This is a genomic window from Streptomyces sp. PL-29, assembly GCF_058344425.1.
The window spans coordinates 3,640,775-3,658,342 of sequence record NZ_CP136996.1; the positions used below are offsets into that span (position 1 = coordinate 3,640,775).

A 17,568-nucleotide genomic window follows, 5' to 3' on the forward strand; every position below is an offset into this window, starting at 1 on the left:
TCGGGAGGGCGCGGGGTTGCGCGTAAGCGGCGGCTAAAGATTGAGTCGACCTGACTCAGTTCTGTTGACGCGAGCGGGTCGATGCGGCATGGTTGAGTCTGTTCCACTCAAGTCACCTGGAGGAATCGAAATGGCACGTGCGGTCGGCATCGACCTGGGCACCACGAACTCCGTCGTCAGCGTTCTGGAAGGCGGCGAGCCCACCGTCATCACCAACGCCGAGGGCGCCAGGACCACGCCGTCCGTCGTCGCCTTCGCCAAGAACGGCGAGGTCCTCGTCGGCGAGGTGGCCAAGCGCCAGGCGGTCACGAACGTGGACCGGACCATCCGTTCCGTCAAGCGCCACATGGGCACTGACTGGAAGATCAACCTGGATGGCAAGGACTTCAACCCGCAGCAGATGAGCGCCTTCATCCTGCAGAAGCTGAAGCGCGACGCCGAGGCCTACCTGGGTGAGAAGGTCACGGACGCGGTCATCACCGTCCCGGCCTACTTCAACGACTCCGAGCGCCAGGCGACCAAGGAGGCCGGCGAGATCGCGGGCCTGAACGTCCTGCGCATCGTCAACGAGCCGACGGCCGCCGCCCTGGCCTACGGTCTCGACAAGGACGACCAGACCATTCTCGTCTTCGACCTCGGTGGCGGCACCTTCGACGTGTCGCTCCTGGAGATCGGTGACGGCGTCGTCGAGGTCAAGGCCACCAACGGTGACAACCACCTCGGTGGTGACGACTGGGACCAGCGCGTCGTCGACTACCTGGTGAAGCAGTTCGCCAACGGCCACGGCGTGGACCTCTCCAAGGACAAGATGGCGCTCCAGCGCCTGCGCGAGGCCGCCGAGAAGGCGAAGATCGAGCTGTCCTCCTCCACGGAGACCTCGATCAACCTGCCGTACATCACCGCGTCCGCCGAGGGCCCGCTGCACCTGGACGAGAAGCTCACGCGCGCCCAGTTCCAGCAGCTGACCGCGGACCTGCTGGACCGCTGCAAGACCCCGTTCCACAACGTCATCAAGGACGCCGGCATCCAGCTGTCCGAGATCGACCACGTGGTCCTGGTCGGCGGCTCCACCCGCATGCCGGCCGTCGCCGAGCTCGTCAAGGAGCTGACCGGCGGCCAGGACGCCAACAAGGGCGTCAACCCGGACGAGGTCGTCGCCATCGGCGCCACCCTCCAGGCCGGTGTCCTCAAGGGTGAGGTCAAGGACGTCCTGCTCCTCGACGTGACCCCGCTGTCCCTCGGCATCGAGACCAAGGGCGGCATCATGACCAAGCTCATCGAGCGCAACACGACGATCCCGACCAAGCGGTCCGAGATCTTCACCACGGCCGAGGACAACCAGCCGTCCGTGCAGATCCAGGTCTACCAGGGCGAGCGCGAGATCGCGGCGTACAACAAGAAGCTCGGCATGTTCGAGCTGACCGGCCTGCCGCCGGCCCCGCGTGGCGTCCCGCAGATCGAGGTCTCCTTCGACATCGACGCCAACGGCATCATGCACGTGACCGCGAAGGACCTCGGCACGGGCAAGGAGCAGAAGATGACCGTCACCGGCGGCTCTTCGCTCGGCAAGGACGAGGTCGACCGCATGCGCCAGGAGGCGGAGCAGTACGCGGACGAGGACCTGCGCCGCAAGGAGGCCGCCGAGTCCCGCAACCAGGGCGAGCAGCTCGTCTACCAGACGGAGAAGTTCCTCAAGGACAACGAGGACAAGGTCCCGGCCGAGGTCAAGACCGAGGTCGAGTCCGCCGTCACCGAGCTGAAGGAGAAGCTCAAGGGCGAGGACACCGGCGAGATCCGCAGCGCGACCGAGAAGCTCGCCGCGGTCAGCCAGAAGCTCGGCCAGGCGCTCTACGCCGACGCCCAGGCCGCCCAGGGCGCCGCGGGTGCCGCCGCCGGCGACGCGGGCCAGGCGAAGGCCGACGACGACGTCGTCGACGCCGAGATCGTCGACGACGAGAAGCCGAAGGGTGGCGCTGCCTGATGTCGGAGGAGACCCCGGGCTTCGACGAGAAGCCCGAAGTCCCCGCCGACGCCGCTCAGGACGACGCCGAGCCGAAGGCCGCCGACTCCGCCGACACGGCGGAGGGTGCGGCCCCGGCCGGGGACAGCGCACAGGACGTGGCCCTGCTGGCGCAGCTGGACCAGGCCCGTACCGCGCTCGGTGAGCGCACCACGGACCTCCAGCGGCTCCAGGCGGAGTACCAGAACTACCGCCGCCGGGTGGAGCGGGACCGGATCACCGTCAAGGAGATCGCGGTCGCGTCCCTCCTGACGGAGCTCCTGCCCACGCTCGACGACATCGGTCGGGCGCGGGAGCACGGAGAGCTGGTCGGCGGCTTCAAGTCGGTGGCCGAATCGCTGGAGACGGTCGCCGCCAAGATGGGCCTGCAGCAGTTCGGCAAGGAGGGCGAGCCCTTCGACCCGACGGTCCACGAGGCCCTGATGCACTCGTACGCGCCGGACGTCACCGAGACGACCTGCGTGGCGATCCTGCAGCCGGGGTACCGGATCGGCGAGCGTACGATCCGTCCCGCACGGGTCGCGGTGGCCGAGCCCCAGCCGGGCGCGGCCCCCAAGTCCGAGTCCGCGGAGGGCGACAAGCCGTCCGGCGAGGACGCGGATGCAGCCGACAAGGGCTGACGCAGTACACGTAGAGGCAGCGCGGGAGGAGGGACACCGGGGATGAACACGAAGGACTTCGTCGAGAAGGACTACTACAAGGTCCTCGGTGTCCCGAAGGACGCCACCGAGGCCGAGATCAAGAAGGCGTACCGGAAGCTCGCGCGCGAGTTCCACCCGGACGCCAACAAGGGCGACGCCGCCGCCGAGGAGCGCTTCAAGGAGATCTCCGAGGCGAACGACATCCTCGGGGACGCCAAGAAGCGCAAGGAGTACGACGAGGCGCGCGCCCTGTTCGGCAGCGGTGGCTTCCGCCCCGGGCCGGGCGGCGGCGGCTCGTTCAACTTCGACCTGGGCGACCTCTTCGGCGGCACCCAGCAGGGCGGCCAGGCCGGCGGCTTCGGCGGCGGCCTGGGCGACGTCTTCGGCGGCCTCTTCAACCGCGGCGCCGGCCCGGGTGCGGGCACCCGTACCCAGCCGCGCCGCGGCCAGGACATCGAGTCGGAGGTCACCCTCTCCTTCACGGAGGCGGTGGACGGGGCCACGGTCCCGCTCCGGATGTCCTCGCAGGCGCCCTGCAAGGCCTGTTCGGGCACCGGCGACAAGAACGGCACCCCCCGGGTGTGCCCGACCTGCGTCGGCACCGGCCAGGTCTCGCGGGGCAGCGGCGGCGGCTTCTCGCTGACCGACCCCTGCGCGGACTGCAAGGGCCGCGGCCTGATCGCGGAGACCCCGTGTGACGTGTGCAAGGGCAGCGGCCGGGCCCGCAGTTCCCGCACCATGCAGGTCCGGATCCCGGCGGGCGTCTCCGACGGCCAGCGGATCCGGCTGCGCGGTAAGGGCGCTCCGGGCGAGCGGGGCGGTCCGGCCGGCGACCTCTACGTGGTCGTGCACGTCGGCACCCACCCGGTGTTCGGGCGCAAGGACGACAACCTCACGGTGACCGTCCCGGTGACGTTCGCGGAGGCGGCGCTGGGCGCCGACATCAAGGTCCCGACCCTGAACGGCCCGTCGGTCACGCTGAAACTACCCCCGGGCACCCCGAACGGGCGTACGATGCGGGCCCGCGGCAAGGGGGCGGTCCGCAAGGACGGCACCCGCGGGGACCTGCTGGTCACCGTGGAAGTGGCGGTTCCGACCGAGCTGTCGGACAAGGCCCGCGAGGCGCTGGAGATGTACCGCGAGGCGACGGAGTCGCAGGACCCGCGCTCCGCGCTGTTCGAGTCCGCGAAGGGAGCATGACATGGACGGCCGCCGACGACAGTCTTCCCGTCTGGGAAGCGGTTACCCACTCACCGACGAGACCCCGGTCTACGTGATCTCGGTGGCCGCCCAGCTCTCGGGCCTGCATCCGCAGACCCTCCGCCAGTACGACCGCCTCGGCCTGGTCTCCCCGGACCGTACGGCCGGGCGCGGCCGGCGCTACTCGGCCCGGGACATCGAGCTGCTCCGCACGGTGCAGGCGCTGTCCCAGGACGAGGGCATCAACCTGGCGGGCATCAAGCGGATCATCGAGCTGGAGAACCAGGTGGCCGCGCTCCAGCAGCGCGTCGCCGAGCTCTCCGCGGCGGTGGACGGCGCGGCGGCCACCCTGCGGGCCCGCGAGGCCCAGGTGCACGCCTCCTACCGGCGCGACCTGGTCCCGTACCAGCCCCCGCAGCCGGGCAGCGCCCTGGTCGTCTGGCGCCCGAGCCCCAAGCGCCCGATGGACTGAGCGGCGCTCCGCGCCCGCGCAATCGAGAAGGCCCCGCCCGGATGATTCCGGGCGGGGCTTCTTCGTGCTCAGTGCTTCCCTGCGTTATTTCTCAACCAAGTAGGTTGCTCATGGACGAGAAAGTCAGAACGACACCTATGACCCCCGTAGCCAAACGGATCACCGTCGGGCTGAATCCTGCGCCAGGAGTAACGGGGCTGCGGTCCATCGAATACTGGAAAATTCGATAGGCGCAGTCTCGGACATTGAATGCGATGGACAGAGTCACTACCGCCATTATTCCTTGCCAGATGGCGTGCAAGTAGCCGACCGCTTCACCCTGGGCGGCTGTGATCATGATGTCCTCTTTCGTTAAACGAAACATGATACTGGAGTAAAGTGGCGGCGTTCGGACCGATCGCGGCGCAGTGTCGGCCGGAACGTTACCAGAGGTGCAAGAAGTCACCCACGTGGTCGAATACAGTTCCCACTGTTGCGATGTGCGTCTTCCCGGAGCCGAAGTTGCCACCCAGGCCAACATTGAGACCGCCCGAGGTGGTCACGCCGTGCACGATGTCTCCACGTTCGTTTCTGGTCCCGAAGGTGCCCCGATGACTGAGAGTCAGAGGCCCGAGGGTGCCACCCACACCTGCGGCCTCCCCTCTTACCTGATCAACTGAGTCCGCGTTGCTGAACACGAGCCCCGCGGTGATACCCACCCCGGCTTCAAGGCCTGCTTGCTCTTCTGTGACGGCGGCCAGGGCGTAGTCGTCGCCCACTCGCATGAAGCACCCGGATCCCTCGAACCCGGCGCCGAACGTGGCGTTGGCGCTCACGCAAACGCCAGAAGTCTTGCTGTAGGACATTACATACGAAGCCGCATTTTTGATCGATTTCCCAGCTTCCTTGATCCGGCCTGAGGAATTTCCGTAGGAGAACAGACCGAGACTCGCGGCCCCTTGACAGAAGGCGCCCTCCTGATCCTTGGGGAGGTAGCACTTCTCCGTACTCAGCCAGGCGTTCAGCCGCTCCACATAGGTCTTCTTGGTGGGGTAGCGGATCTTCAGTTCCTTGTCGGAGAGGAGCCGCCCGCCGTTGACGTGGATGTTGCCGCGCTTGTCGACGGTGACGGTGACCTTGGGCTTGTCGTTCTTGCCCTCGGATTTATTGTGCTCCTCAATGGTCTTTCCGTTGGTTTCACCGCCGCCACCGCAGTAGCCGTACCCGAAGCAGCTTTCGAGACCCGTCGGGTCCATCTGCGAGATCGGGTTGTTGTTCGCGTAGTTGTACCCGTTCATCTGGAGCGGGTTGGTGATGTCGATGATCGGGTCGACGGAGATGAAGCGGCCGGTGGCCGGTTCGTATTCGCGGGCGCCGATGTGGGTGAGGCCGGTGCTCGCGTCGTCGTTGCCGGTGCCGAGGAAGGTACGGCTGCCGGGCCAGTTGTTGACCGGGTTGCCGCGGGTGTTGCCGTACGGGTCGAACTTGCGGCGGGTGACCGGCTGTCCCGTCGACTGCTCGACCGCGACGGTCGCCGTGTTGTGGTGGTCGGCCAGCAGGACGGTCAGCTTGTGGCCGGTCGCCTTGCCGTCGGTCTGCCGGGTGGTGGTGACACCGCCGGGACCGCTGTAGTAGCGGACGGCGTCGATGGCCTGCCCGGCCTTGTTCACGGTGAACTCGGTCTCGCCGAGGTAGAGCGTCCGGCCGGTGCCCGTCTCCTCGATGAGGCGGTTGCCGTTCGCGTCGTAGATGTACTTGGTGGAGTGCTCGGCCGGGTTCCACTTCTGATTGGTGCCGTTGTTGCAGGCGTAGACCAGAAGGTCGGTGCCGTCCGCGGCATTGCCGTTCGGGACGTCGACGCAGGCGTTGGCGTCCTCGTTGTAGAGGGCCTTGTCGGTGTCGCTGCGGTGGACGAACTCCTGCGCGACGCCACCGTTGCAGGTGGCCAGAACCGCCTTGCCGTCCAGGACGGTCAGGCACTTGTCCAGTGCGCGGACCGTGTTGCCGGTCAGGCGCCACTCCTGAGCCTTGGAGGTGTTGCAGGGCCACAGCTGGACGGGGGTGTTGTCCGCGGTGCGGCCCCCTTCGACGTCGAGGCACTTGCCGGCCAGGCCGGTGATGGCGACGGCGCCGATGCCGGGGCTTGACGCCTCGGTCAGCTTGTTGTTGCGGTCCCAGGTCAGGGCCTGGGTGTCGGCGTCGATCTTCCGTGACGTGGTGTTGCCGGCCGCGTCGTACTCGTAGGTGGAGCGGGACAGGAGGGTCGTCCCCTGCTTCTTCTCCGCCTTGGAGAGGGCGTGCGGCTTGGTGGTCGCGACCGGCGGCTGGCCGCCGCCGGGGCCGACGCCGTAGGTGTACGTCGTCGTCTGGTCCAGTGCCGGGTCGGTGAGGTGGTGGTTCACCAGCTGGGTGCGGTTGCCGATGGCGTCGAACGCGTACGACTGCCAGTAGCCGTCACCGTCCGGGCCGGCGGTGACGTCGCTCAGGGAGGGCCCCGTGCACGCGGACGTCTTGCCGGTCCAGGCCTTGGTGAGCTGTCCCAGCGGGCTGTACGCGAAGCACTGCCGGTCGATCAGGCCGCCGGGGCGGGTGTCCGTGATCGAGGTGGGGTTGCCCGCCACGTCGTAGCCGTAGGACAGTTCCGAGATCCGGTGATCGTTCGGGGTCTCCCGGTCGGCGATCGCCCTGGTGACACGGCCCGTGTTCGGGTCGTGCATCGTGGTCGTCCACACCCGGTTCGGAGCCTGGCCCGACGCGGTGCGCAGGACCTCGCCGAAGGGGCTGTACAGCACCTCGCCGGTGTACCAGGACAGGCCCGACACGGTCTGCGGCAGGCCGTCGGTGTTGTACCGGGTGATCAGCTTCTCGGCGGCGAGGCCGCCCGGGGTGGCCGGCAGCGTCGTCGACTGGACCGCGCCCGTGGGGGTGTAGGTGGTGCTGTAGGTGTACGTGCCGGCCAGGCCCTTGGTGGCGGCCTTGTCCGGGATGGTGATCTTCGAACCGGTGGGCCGGTACTCGCTGTCGTAACCGGTGATCTGGCTCTTGTACGCCGTCTCGCCGTCCGCCTCCGTGCGGGTGTACGAGGTGGCGGAGACGGGCTTGCCCTTGCCTCCCGCCAGCGTGTCGTACGTCCACGAGGCCGTCAGCGGACCGGTCGCCGACTCCTCGCGCGACTCCGTCTTGCGGCCGAGCTTGTCGTAGACGTGGTAGGTCCGCTTGCCGGCGGCGTTCTGCGCCCACTCCTGCTGGTCGAGGGTGTTGTAGCCGAAGGAGGCCGCACCCATGTCCGGGTCGGTGGAGCCGGTCAGGCGGCCGCGGGCGTCGTAGGTGTACGTCCACTCGTTGGTGAGGGCGTCGGTGACCTTTGCCAGCTTCCCGCGGACGTCGTACGTGTAAGTGGTGTCGTTCCAAGTGGTCAGGTCGCTGGCCGTGGCCCTCTGGATCCGTGTCGTGCGGTTCAGCGCGTCGGTCCACGTCTTGGTGGACTGGCTGCCCGGCAGCGCGGTCGTGCCGTCCGCCGACATGCCGCCGCGCTGGAGGGTCCAGTTGCCACCGTACGCGGCGGTGTCGGAGTGGTGGTCGTTTCCTCCGAGGAGGGTGGTGGTGCGCACGGGTCGGCCGAGGCCGTCGTATGCGGTCGTGGTGGCGTTCGGGACGTGGAAGTCGGTCTCGGGGACGAAGATCTTCCGGTTCGGCTCGCCCTCCGCGTAGTAGGCGTTGTTGGTCCGGCGGACGGTGCCGTTCGCGTTGTACAGCTTGTCGCTCACCACGCGGCCGCCGCCGACGGCCTCCGTCTGGGTCTGGCGCGGGCGCAGCAGGCCGTCGTAGATCTCGACGGAGCTCTCGTAGGTGCCGTTGTCCCGCAGGATGCGAGAGGTGACGGCCGGGGGCTCGTGCTCCGAGACCTGGTAGTCGAAGGTCTGCCGGGCCTTGTCGGAGGCCGGGTTCTGGGAAGGCGTCCAGACCGCGGTGGTCCGACCCAGAGCGTCGTACTCGGAGGTGATCTTCCGGTTGTTCTGGTCGGTGACCTCCAGGACGAGGCCCCGGCCCGGGTCGAGCTTGGTGGTCGACTTGTGGTTCAGGGCATTCGTGGCGCTCTGGGTGAACACCGGCCCGGTCGTCGGGTTGAACGTGGTGGTGACGGCGTTCCCGGCAGGATCGTAGGTCTTGACCGTTCGGCCGAGGGAGTCGTACTCGAAGCGTCCGGTGGTGATCCAGCCGGTGCCCGCTCCGTCCTGGGTGTCCGTCTGGAAGACCAGTCCCTTGACGGGCGCGGTGCCGAAGGCGTTCAGCGCGTCGTACGAGGTGCGGGTTGTGGAGAGCACGGTGCCGGTCGCGGCCTGGGCGCAGGTGCCGACCGTGGCGCTCACCTCCTGCGCCAGTCCGATCAGATGCTTGGCGGTGTTGTGCACGTATTCGGTGGTGGTGCAGACCTGGTCCTGGACCGTCCAGCCGCCCGAGCCGTTCGACGTGGCCGCCTCGGCCTCCGAGGTGGCCTCCAGACCGTAGGTGGGCTCGAAGGTGTCGATCACGCGGTTGCGTCGGGTCCCGCCGTCGATCGCCTCGTACTGGTCGGTCTGCTTGGTGTTGACGCGGAAGGCGTCCAGGGCCGTGGTGCCGGGGCGGGCCTGGGTGGCCCTCTTCGTGCTCTCGTACCGGGTCACCTCGCGGGCGGCGACGGTGCCGCCGGTTCCTGCCTTCGTGTAGGTGAGGGTTTCCGCGATCTTGCCCGCGTACTGGCGCAGGTCGTCGCCGAGCGTCTCGCCGGTGGAGTCCTTGACCGTGATCACGGCCCGGCCGGCGTCGCCGGACATGCCCCGGAAGTAGCGGGTCTCCGTCCGGGACTCCTGGGTGGCCTCACGTGCGACCGCGGTGTCGGTGGCGCCCTTGGTGGTGATCACCGTCGCGTAGCCGCGCCACTGGTTGTAGGTGCGCAGCTCCGGCTTGGTGAACGGGTCGTCGTCCTTGGCCCAGGCCGCGCCGTCCTTGTACTGGTAGGAGGTCTTGACGTCGGGCTGGCGGGCGACGCGGTCCTTCTCGACGACCTCTTCGACGACGTACTTGTTGAACCACTCCAGCGGCGGGTCCTTCAGGTCGCCGTCAGGGGACCAGTGCGTGGGGAAGCAGCGGCTGGTGTTCTCCTCGGGCTTGGTGCTGATGGGGCCGACCGGGCACGGATCGGAGTAGTTGACGTGGATCTCGCCGCCGGTCTCGTTGCGGATGGTCTCCACCCGCAGCCGGTCGAAGTCCGGGGTCGCGTCCTCCGCGCTCTTGGCGACGCGGTTGGGCATGTCCTGCTCGTTCGCGAGGAACGAGACCGCCGGCAGCGGGGCGGTGACCAGGTTGCCGCTGCCGTCCTTCTTGGTGCTGTAGCCGGTGCGCTTGATCGACTCCAGCCACAGCGGCGGGTGGGTGTCGGTGCGCTGCTTCGGGAACGACTGGGTCAGGGCCCAGTGGTCGACCTCGGTGAGGGCGGTGCTGCCCTCGGTGCGCTGCGCGAAGGTGGTGATGCCGGTCAGGCGCTTGCGGGACCAGAAGGAGGGCACCGAGACCTGGCAGGTCGTTGCGGAGAAGGTGCAGTTCAGTGTGGACGGGGTGTCCCACCAGGGCTGCTTCTTCTCGTAGTCCTTCGACTCGAAGTCGGTTTTCGCGCACGCCGACTTGCCTTCGGCCGGGATGCAGCGCTCGTCCGTGTAGAACGCGACGCGGGCGGCCGGCGGTCCGGACAGGTCGTTCGAGCGCAGGCCGTAGGTGATCTGGGTCGGGTGGCCGCCGCGGATGTAGCCGACCTTGGCGGGGTCCTTCTCCGTGTACTGCTCGTTCTTCGAGTAGCGGTTCTCCTCCGGTTCCCAGTCGATGACGAGGGCATTGCCGTGGACGTCCTCGACGTAGTCGAGGTTCCACCGCCAGGCCTGCTTGCAGGAGGAGTCCGCGAAGGCGTCCGCGTGGCAGGGCTCGCCGGTGTGGTTGCCGAACACCGGCACGTTGAAGACGGACTTGGTCACCGGGCGTGAGCCGGAGCCGTCGACGTCGTGGCGGCCGAAGAAGTAGCGCGTGCCGTCCCGGGTGGTGACGACCCAGTACTCGTTGTCCTTGGCACCGTTGACGACGTTCGGGTCGGTGAGGCGTTCGACCCGGGATCCGTCGTCGTCGGCCGGGATCCACTTGCCGGAGTCAGCGTGGTACACGAGTGCCGTGGTGTTGCCGCCGAGTGACATCACCATGTTGTCGCCGGCCCAGCAGAGGTCGTTCTTCTTCTTGTCGGCGTCGTTGTCGTTGTTGGGCGCCCCGGGCGACGGTTCCAGGTCGTCCGAGCAGGAACGGTAGCGCCGCTCGATGAAACCGGGGTGGTAGTCCCAGCCGTCACCGATCCAGGAGGCCTGCCCGTTGGCGACCGAGGTCTTGCCGTCGACCGCTTGGGAGCTGTACGAGAGGGCGATCTTGGGTGCGGGGCCCGCCGGCGCCTGCGGGACGCCCACCGGATAGCTCCAGGAGAACCCGCCGCCGCTGCCGCCCGCGCTCCAGGTGCCGGAGGGGGAGAGGGAGGTGGCTTTGTACGTGCCGCCCGCCCCGGAGGCGGAGTCGGTCGCGGCCAGCACGGTGGGACCGCCTCCGCCGGTCAGGGCCATCGTGCGCAGTCCCTGACCGGGCGCGGTGGCCGGGTCGACGGTCGCCCGGACCGTACCCGTCTCCGGGTCATTGGTGCTCGGGACGGTCTTTGCTCTGCTGCAGTCGGGAATCTCCGGCGTCGTGAGGAAGCACGTGGGGAGCTGCTTGATCTCCAGCCGGGAGGCCCACTCGGTGCCGTACAGGTCCTTGAACTGCTTGTAGTCAAGCTGAACGTCGACCGGAGTCGAGCCCTCGGCCGGCGGCGTGACCTTGATGATCGCACCGTCCAGACCGGCTGCCTCGGTCGTCTCGCGGTCCTTGACCTCCACCGACCAGGTACCGGACGGCGCCGGGGGAGTCGGGTCGGCCTCGGTCGGGGAAGCCTTGCCGATCATGACGGGCAGCGTGCCCGCCTGGACCAGGTCTATCCCGCTTTCGGGGCCGAGTTGGACGGGCTCGCTCCCCCCCTTCGGCGGCTCCTCCTTTTTCGGCTCGTACTCCTCTGCAGGCTCGGCCGCATCGCCGTCCCAGCCTTCGAGCTTCGCAGCCTCGACCTTGTCGAGCTTCGCCTTCACCTCCTCCTGGAGGCCCGGCAGCTCGACGCCGATCCGGTTGCCGGGTGGTGCCGCCCACGCCTGGGTGGGCAGAAGAGTGGACACCAGGACCACGGAGAGCGCGATCCCGGTGCGCGCCAGATGTTTGCGCGCCTTCCCGTTTCCGGGTAGGCGCAAATTACGCGCCGCAAAGGGCGACATGTGTACCCCCCATACCGCTGCGGCCCGGACGTCGAAAATTCGGGCGGCAGGGAATTGACAAATTGCCAGCAGATCTTGGGGGTGGCGTACGGGGTAAGTCCACTCCAAGCCAGGGGTGAGTGAGCTACATCACGCGGCGTGGAATCAATGTCCTGAAAATTCAGATAATCCATGCGTTTTCGCTGCCTGTGAATTCGTGGCGGGCGGATTTCGGCAACGGGGGATGAGTCATGATCGGGTCGCCCTTTTGTGGAGGGCCTGAGGGGGGAGAGAAATGGAAGTCAGTGACACCGCCGCCGAGCCGGAGTCCGTGGCGGACGCTCCGCCGAGACGTCGCTGGTTCCGGCGCCGCAGAGCCATCGGCGGCCTGGCGGCCCTGCTGGCGGTGGCCGTGGCGGTGCCGGTCGGCGTGCAGTTCGGCGGGGGCCAGAAGCCGAAGGGCGGCACCTCCGACGGGGCGACCGGGCCCGTGACCGCCCCGCAGGCGCGGAAGCTGGCCGCCGAGACGGGCAAGGACGTGGAGGTCTCGGCGGAGCGGAGCGCGAACACCACGACGTGGGCGCAGCCCGACGGCGTCTTCAAGAAGCACATCTCCAGCTCCGCCGTCCGCGCGCGGGTCGGCGAGGAGTGGAGGGCCATCGACACCGATCTCCACCGGGTCGAGGGCGGTTTCGCTGCGAAGGCCGTGAACGGCGCCGTCGTCTTCAGTGGCGGCAGCGCGGGAGGAGGCCGCGCCGCACGCGGCGCCGTGCGGCCCGCCGTGAAGGCGGACGTGCCCGGGCCGGCGTGGACCGAACTGGTCCGGCTGGACGTCGACGGGCACGAGATGTCGGTCAGCTGGCCCGGTGAGCTGCCCGCGCCGGTGATCGATGGTCCGCGCGCGCTGTACGAGAACGTCCGGCCCGGGGTGGACCTGCTCATGACCGCGCAGGACGGCGGCTACTCGCACCTGCTGGTCGTGAAGGACAAGCAGGCCGCGGCCGACCCGCTGCTCGCCGAGCTCAACTACCGGCTCGCCTCCCCCGACCTGCAGTTCCGGCTCGACGCCGAGTCCGGTTCCCTCAGTGCCCGCGACGCCGCGGGCGAGGAGGTGGCGGGCTCCCCCTCGCCCCTGATGTGGGATTCGTCGGGCAAGGTGGCGACGACCGACGACGTTCCGGCGTGGAAGCCGTCGGCGCTGGCCGCTCGGCACCCGACGCTCGGACTGGCGGGCCTGGCCGGCGCGGAGAGGGCGCACCTGTCCGTCGCGGCCGCCTCGTACCAGGACGGCACGCTCACCCTGAAGCCCGACGCGGCCCTGCTGAACGCCGCGGACACCGTATACCCGGTGTTCGTGGACCCTTCCTTCAAGGGGCACAAGCGTTCCTGGTCGCTGCTGTACAAAACGGCCGGCAATTCGAGCTTCTACAACGGGCAGAACTACAACGCCTCGGGCACGAATGAGGCACGGGTCGGTTACGAATCCGACTCGGGTGGCACCTCTCGCTCCATCTTCAATTTCGATGTCGGTTCCGAGCTCCATGGAGCGGGAATCCGCACGGCGGTCGTCCGGGCGCTGCAGACCTATTCGTGGTCCTGCACACGCAAGGACATGGACATCTACTCCACCCCCTACGCCACATCGTCCTCGACGTGGAACAACACCACGGGCTGGTGGGGCAACAAGATAGGCACCGAGAGCGCCGGCTACGGCTACAACAGTTCCTGCCCCGACAACTGGGTCGCCCCGGACATCAAGGGCCTGGTTTCCCAGGCCGCGAGTGCCCGCTGGAACGCCCTGTCCCTCGGGTTCAAGGCGCCGAGCGAGTCGGATTCGTACTACTGGAAGAAGCTGCTCGCCAACGGCGAGAGCGCCCCGTACATCGAGGTCACCTACAACAGCCCGCCCGACATCCCCCTCGCGGCGAACATGAGCACATCCCCGGGTGGAGAGTGCCTGACAGGCGGTACCGGCACTTCCATCGGCCTGACCGACGTGTCGTTCAGGGTCAAGGGCAACGACGCGGACGGCAACCTGAACCGCCTGCAGATCGAGATCTGGGACGCCGGGACCGGGCAGCCCGTCTTCGACGAGTGGCACGACGCCGACAGCGACGGGGTCCTCACGTACTCCGTGCCTTCGTCGACGTTCACCAACGGCCGCACGTACAAGTGGCTCTCCCGCGCCGTCGACCACGACGGCTTCGGCTCCCCGGGCGCGGGCCCGCGGGAATCGGGCTCCCCGGACTGGTGCACCTTCACCGTCGACCACACCGCCCCCGCCAACCCCGCGGTCTCCTCAACGCACTTCCCGAAGGCGGACGGCGACACCTCCCAGTGGAGCGTGAACCCGGCCTCCACCCCGGACCAGGTCGTCGAGTTCCGCGGGAACGGCACCGCGGCGGGCACGATCCGCGAGTACCAGTGGTCCCTGAACAAGCCCACCTGGGAGGGGAAGGTTTCCCCCACCAACGGTGACCTGGCGTCCGTCAAGCTCCGGGTCGACACCGCCGGCCCCAACGTCCTGTACGTGCGGACCGTCAACCACGCGGGGAACGTCTCGGTCCCGACCGAGTACCTCTTCTACGTCAGCCCCCGCACCGGCACGGACAAGCCGGGCGACGTGACCGGTGACCACTTCGCCGATCTCCTCGCCATCGACAAGGACGGCAACCTGCGCACCTACGCCGGCGACAGCAGGGGTGACACCGACGTGTTCATCCCGGGTGCCGTGCGCGACGGCAAGCCCGTCGAGCCCGGCCACTTCAAGGACCCGGCCTCCGCCATCCCGGTGCTGATCGGCCACGCCACCGACTGGTATCCCGGCGACGGCATCACCGACATGATCGCGCGGATGCCCGACGGGAAGCTGTACATCTACCCCGGCATCGGTACCGGCCAGTTCGACGCCGGCCGCCGCATCGAGATGCAGCTGCCGCTGTCCGCGCCGGACCCGGCGACGTTCCGGCAGATCGTCGTCACCGAAGACGTCGACGGTGACGGCCTCCCCGACCTGTTCGCGCTGGACGCCGACGGCTTCTGGGCGTTCTCCGGCTACACCGGGTCCAGCTTCGCCTCCTACCGCAAGATGGCCACCGGCTGGGCCGCCCGCGACATCGTCGGGGTCCGGGACGTGTCCGGGGACAACGTGCCCGACCTCCTCTTCCGCGACGGCGCCAACGCCAACCGAACCATGGCGCTGCGCAAGGGCAAGCCGGGCGTCAACGGGGGCGCGGATCTCGCCTCGCTGCAGTTCGCGTCGAGTGCGGAGGGCGGCGTCGACAACACCTACGCGACGACCGCTTGGAACCGGACGGACTGGCCCAAGGTGTTGGGCACGGCGGACAACACCGGAGACGGCATCCCCGACATCTGGGGTGTCCGCTCCGACGGCTACCAGTACTACTTCCAAGGCGGCAGGACCACCTACGGCGAAGCCACCGGGCGTGACGAGGACTCCTGGAACACCTTCCTCGCCATCGGATAGCCGCACACGCACGGTCCGGGTGCCCTCCCCGAGCGACACGGGAGAGGGCACCCGCGCGTTCTCAGGGCGGTTCCTCCGGCGGCGGCTCCGCCGCCGCGCCCAGGATGCCGGACTGCGCGATGAGGTAGCCGAGCTGGGCCCGGCTGCCGCTGCCGAGGGTGGTGGCGAGCTTGGCGATGTGGGCGCGGCAGGTGCGGACGTTCATGCCCAGGCGGCGGGCGATGGCCTCGTCCACGTGCCCCTCGATGAGGAGCTGGGCGATGGTGCGCTGCACGCCCGTGATGCCGCCGGGGGTGCTGCGGTACGTCACCTCCTCCGTGAGGGGCACGGCGCGGTGCCACAGCTGCTCGAACACCTTGATGAGGTAGTCGACGAGGCCGGGGTGGCGCAGTTCCAGCGCGACCCGGCGGTCGTCGCTCACCGGGATGAAGGCGACCGTGCGGTCGAAGACGATGAGGCGCTCTATCAGCTCTTCGAGCGTGCGGATCTCCACCTTGCCCGTGGAGATGCGGTCCACGTAGGCGAGGGTGCCCTGGCTGTGCCGCGCGGTGTGCTGGTAGAGGGTCCGTATGCTGACCCCGCGGTCGATCAGCGGCTGGTCGCGTTCCAGGGCCTGTGTGAGAGCCTCGGAGGGGCGCGCTCCGCCCGGCTGGACCGTCAGCACCTCGGTGTGGCATTCGGCCGTCGCGAGGTTCAGCGCGGCGTTGATCCTTTCGAAACCCTCCAGCACCGTGATGGCATGGGTGTCGGCCGGGCTCTGCGCGCTGATGGCCAGGAAAGGCTCGAAAGTGTCGGTGAGATCTACAGCGCTGCGTCGGCGGTCCTGGATCTCGCGTTCAATCGGATGGAGTCGTTGCGCCAGAGCCACCGACGGGGGAACCGGGCGGAGTTGGTTGGCGTCATCCGGGTCGGGCTGCAGAAGGGCCAGTTCCAGCAGGCAGGGGGCGTTCTGGATCTCTCCCCGAGCGATCCGGCCGGTGCTCAGGGCAGCCGCGTAGAGCCGGGTTCCCTCGGCGCACATGGACGTGACGGGGTGGGGATGTGTCGCCATTGTCCCTTTTTGCGTCAAATCTCCACCCCCCAGGGTCCTGAACATGCAAGAACATGATGCATCGTCCCTGTGGCATTGACGTGCCTGAATGAGCCATCGTCTGACACGCGGGGGAGAGGATTCCATCAAGTGAGGACGAAGCCGACCATGTACAAGAGAATGCTTCGCTCGGTGCTTGCCATAGGTTTCTCCGCCGTTGCGGTTTTTGGGGCAGTCAGCGCCGTCGAAAGTGACGCGGGGAGCGTTGGGGGCGGTCAGGGTACGAGCCTGACGAGCACGGAGTTCGACACCGGCTGGACCACGGCGCCCGTGGGCAAGTACGCGGACACCGGCTGGACCGCCGCCGACCTCGGCGGCAAGGACGACACCGGCTGGACCGAGACTCCTGCGACGGTGTCCGCGTGACCCCCGACGACCGCGGCTTCCGCCGCGAGATGGCGTCCGCCTACCGCTCCGGTTGGCAGTTCATCGACCTCGCCACGGCCATCCCCCACCCCGGCGACTCGTTGATGGTGACCCTCTTCGGCCAACCGATCGTCATCGTGCGCGAGGAGGACGAGGACGTACGTGCCTATCGGTGCCTGCGCCGCCCGCGCGGCGCGCCGCAGCCCGTCCGCTGCGAAGTGCGCTACGGAATGGTCTTCGTCAATCTCGACCAGCGGGACCACCAGCTCTTCGAACCCGACATCACCACCGCCACCCCCCGCAGTGCCTGAAGCGATTCCCCCGTCGTTCCAGATCGCTCAGGCGCTACCCCCACACAACGGCGCCATCGTGGACCTGACCGCGATGGCGCCGTTGTGATGTCGCCGTCCAGTGCGTGATCCGGACAAGATGAAGGGTCAACGGCTCACGCGCGCCCCATGGCCCGGTCCAGGATGATCTCCACGACCACGCGGTCGGGATGGGGTGTCGGCGTCCGCCCGTACCGCTCCGCGTAGCGGGCCACCGCGTCGGCGACCGACGCCTCGTCCGTGCGGACCACCGCGCGGCCCTCCAGGGTGGCCCAGCGGCGTCCGGCCATCTGGCAGACCGCCACTCGTGCACCGCCGCCGTGCCCGTCCTGGGCCGCCAGGACGTTGCGGACCTTCTTGCTGTGCCTGTTGCTGATCACCCGGGCCAGGCCGGCCTCGGGGTCGTACGTCACGCCCACCGGCACCACGTGCGGGGTCCCGTCGGGGCGCGGCGTGGTCAGCGTGCAGACGTGCCGCTCCCGCCAGAAGGCGAGGTACTCGGGCGTCGGGTTGAGTACGTCATGGGACATGGCCCGAAGGGTACGGGGAACATGTCCACTCAGCTGCCTTGAGTGGAATAGACTCAACTTTGCATACGCTGACTCTGTCAGACCCAGTTGTGCATCCCTCGGAGAGGAGAA

General features: G+C 68.4%; 10 protein-coding genes. 6 read left to right on the top strand and 4 right to left on the bottom strand.

Annotated elements, in window-relative coordinates:
* The first annotated feature begins 130 nt into the window (after positions 1 to 130).
* From dnaK to R4Z63_RS16735, 4 genes are read left to right on the top strand one after another with little or no spacing between them, the layout of a single operon-like run.
* Positions 131 to 1,981 (top strand): molecular chaperone DnaK, encoded by a 1,851-nt coding sequence (dnaK, locus tag R4Z63_RS16720; RefSeq protein ID WP_037920770.1) that lies wholly within the window; start codon positions 131 to 133, stop codon positions 1,979 to 1,981.
* Positions 1,981 to 2,640, top strand: coding sequence for a nucleotide exchange factor GrpE (gene grpE, locus R4Z63_RS16725; RefSeq protein WP_037920772.1), 660 nt, complete (start codon positions 1,981 to 1,983; stop codon positions 2,638 to 2,640). Before dnaK ends, grpE begins: the two co-directional genes overlap by 1 nt.
* Before the next feature lie 42 nt (positions 2,641 to 2,682).
* The gene (dnaJ, locus tag R4Z63_RS16730) at positions 2,683 to 3,861 is read left to right on the top strand and encodes a molecular chaperone DnaJ (protein ID WP_037920774.1); all 1,179 of its coding nucleotides are present in this window, start codon (positions 2,683 to 2,685) and stop codon (positions 3,859 to 3,861) included.
* Between the two features lies 1 nt (position 3,862).
* On the top strand, positions 3,863 to 4,333 hold the full coding sequence (locus R4Z63_RS16735) for a heat shock protein transcriptional repressor HspR (RefSeq protein WP_384445991.1): 471 nt from the start codon (positions 3,863 to 3,865) through the stop codon (positions 4,331 to 4,333).
* Between the two features lie 91 nt (positions 4,334 to 4,424).
* On the opposite strand, the gene R4Z63_RS16740 is transcribed toward R4Z63_RS16735, so the two are convergent.
* Together R4Z63_RS16740 and R4Z63_RS16745 are read right to left on the bottom strand one after the other, a co-directional pair.
* Positions 4,425 to 4,670 (bottom strand): hypothetical protein, encoded by a 246-nt coding sequence (locus R4Z63_RS16740; protein ID WP_384445992.1) that lies wholly within the window; start codon positions 4,668 to 4,670, stop codon positions 4,425 to 4,427.
* Between the two features lie 85 nt (positions 4,671 to 4,755).
* Entirely contained in the window at positions 4,756 to 11,580 is a 6,825-nt protein-coding gene (locus R4Z63_RS16745; protein ID WP_384445993.1) for a ricin-type beta-trefoil lectin domain protein, read from the bottom strand.
* Between the two features lie 370 nt (positions 11,581 to 11,950).
* On the opposite strand from R4Z63_RS16745, the gene R4Z63_RS16750 reads away from it, so the two are divergent.
* Positions 11,951 to 15,142, top strand: a complete 3,192-nt coding sequence (locus tag R4Z63_RS16750) for a DNRLRE domain-containing protein (protein ID WP_491522558.1) — start codon at positions 11,951 to 11,953, stop codon at positions 15,140 to 15,142.
* Positions 15,143 to 15,203: 61 nt separating this feature from the next.
* Here the strand turns inward: R4Z63_RS16750 and R4Z63_RS16755 are convergent, their stop codons facing one another.
* Complete coding sequence (locus R4Z63_RS16755) at positions 15,204 to 16,238, bottom strand: helix-turn-helix transcriptional regulator (RefSeq protein ID WP_384445995.1); 1,035 nt, start codon at positions 16,236 to 16,238, stop codon at positions 15,204 to 15,206.
* A gap of 389 nt (positions 16,239 to 16,627) precedes the next feature.
* On the opposite strand from R4Z63_RS16755, the gene R4Z63_RS16760 reads away from it, so the two are divergent.
* The gene (locus tag R4Z63_RS16760; RefSeq protein ID WP_051734285.1) at positions 16,628 to 16,909 is read left to right on the top strand and encodes a Rieske (2Fe-2S) protein; all 282 of its coding nucleotides are present in this window, start codon (positions 16,628 to 16,630) and stop codon (positions 16,907 to 16,909) included.
* Between the two features lie 134 nt (positions 16,910 to 17,043).
* Here R4Z63_RS16760 and R4Z63_RS16765 read toward each other — a convergent pair whose 3' ends face one another.
* Positions 17,044 to 17,457 (bottom strand): pyridoxamine 5'-phosphate oxidase family protein, encoded by a 414-nt coding sequence (locus tag R4Z63_RS16765; RefSeq protein WP_384445996.1) that lies wholly within the window; start codon positions 17,455 to 17,457, stop codon positions 17,044 to 17,046.
* Between the last annotated feature and the right edge of the window lie 111 nt (positions 17,458 to 17,568).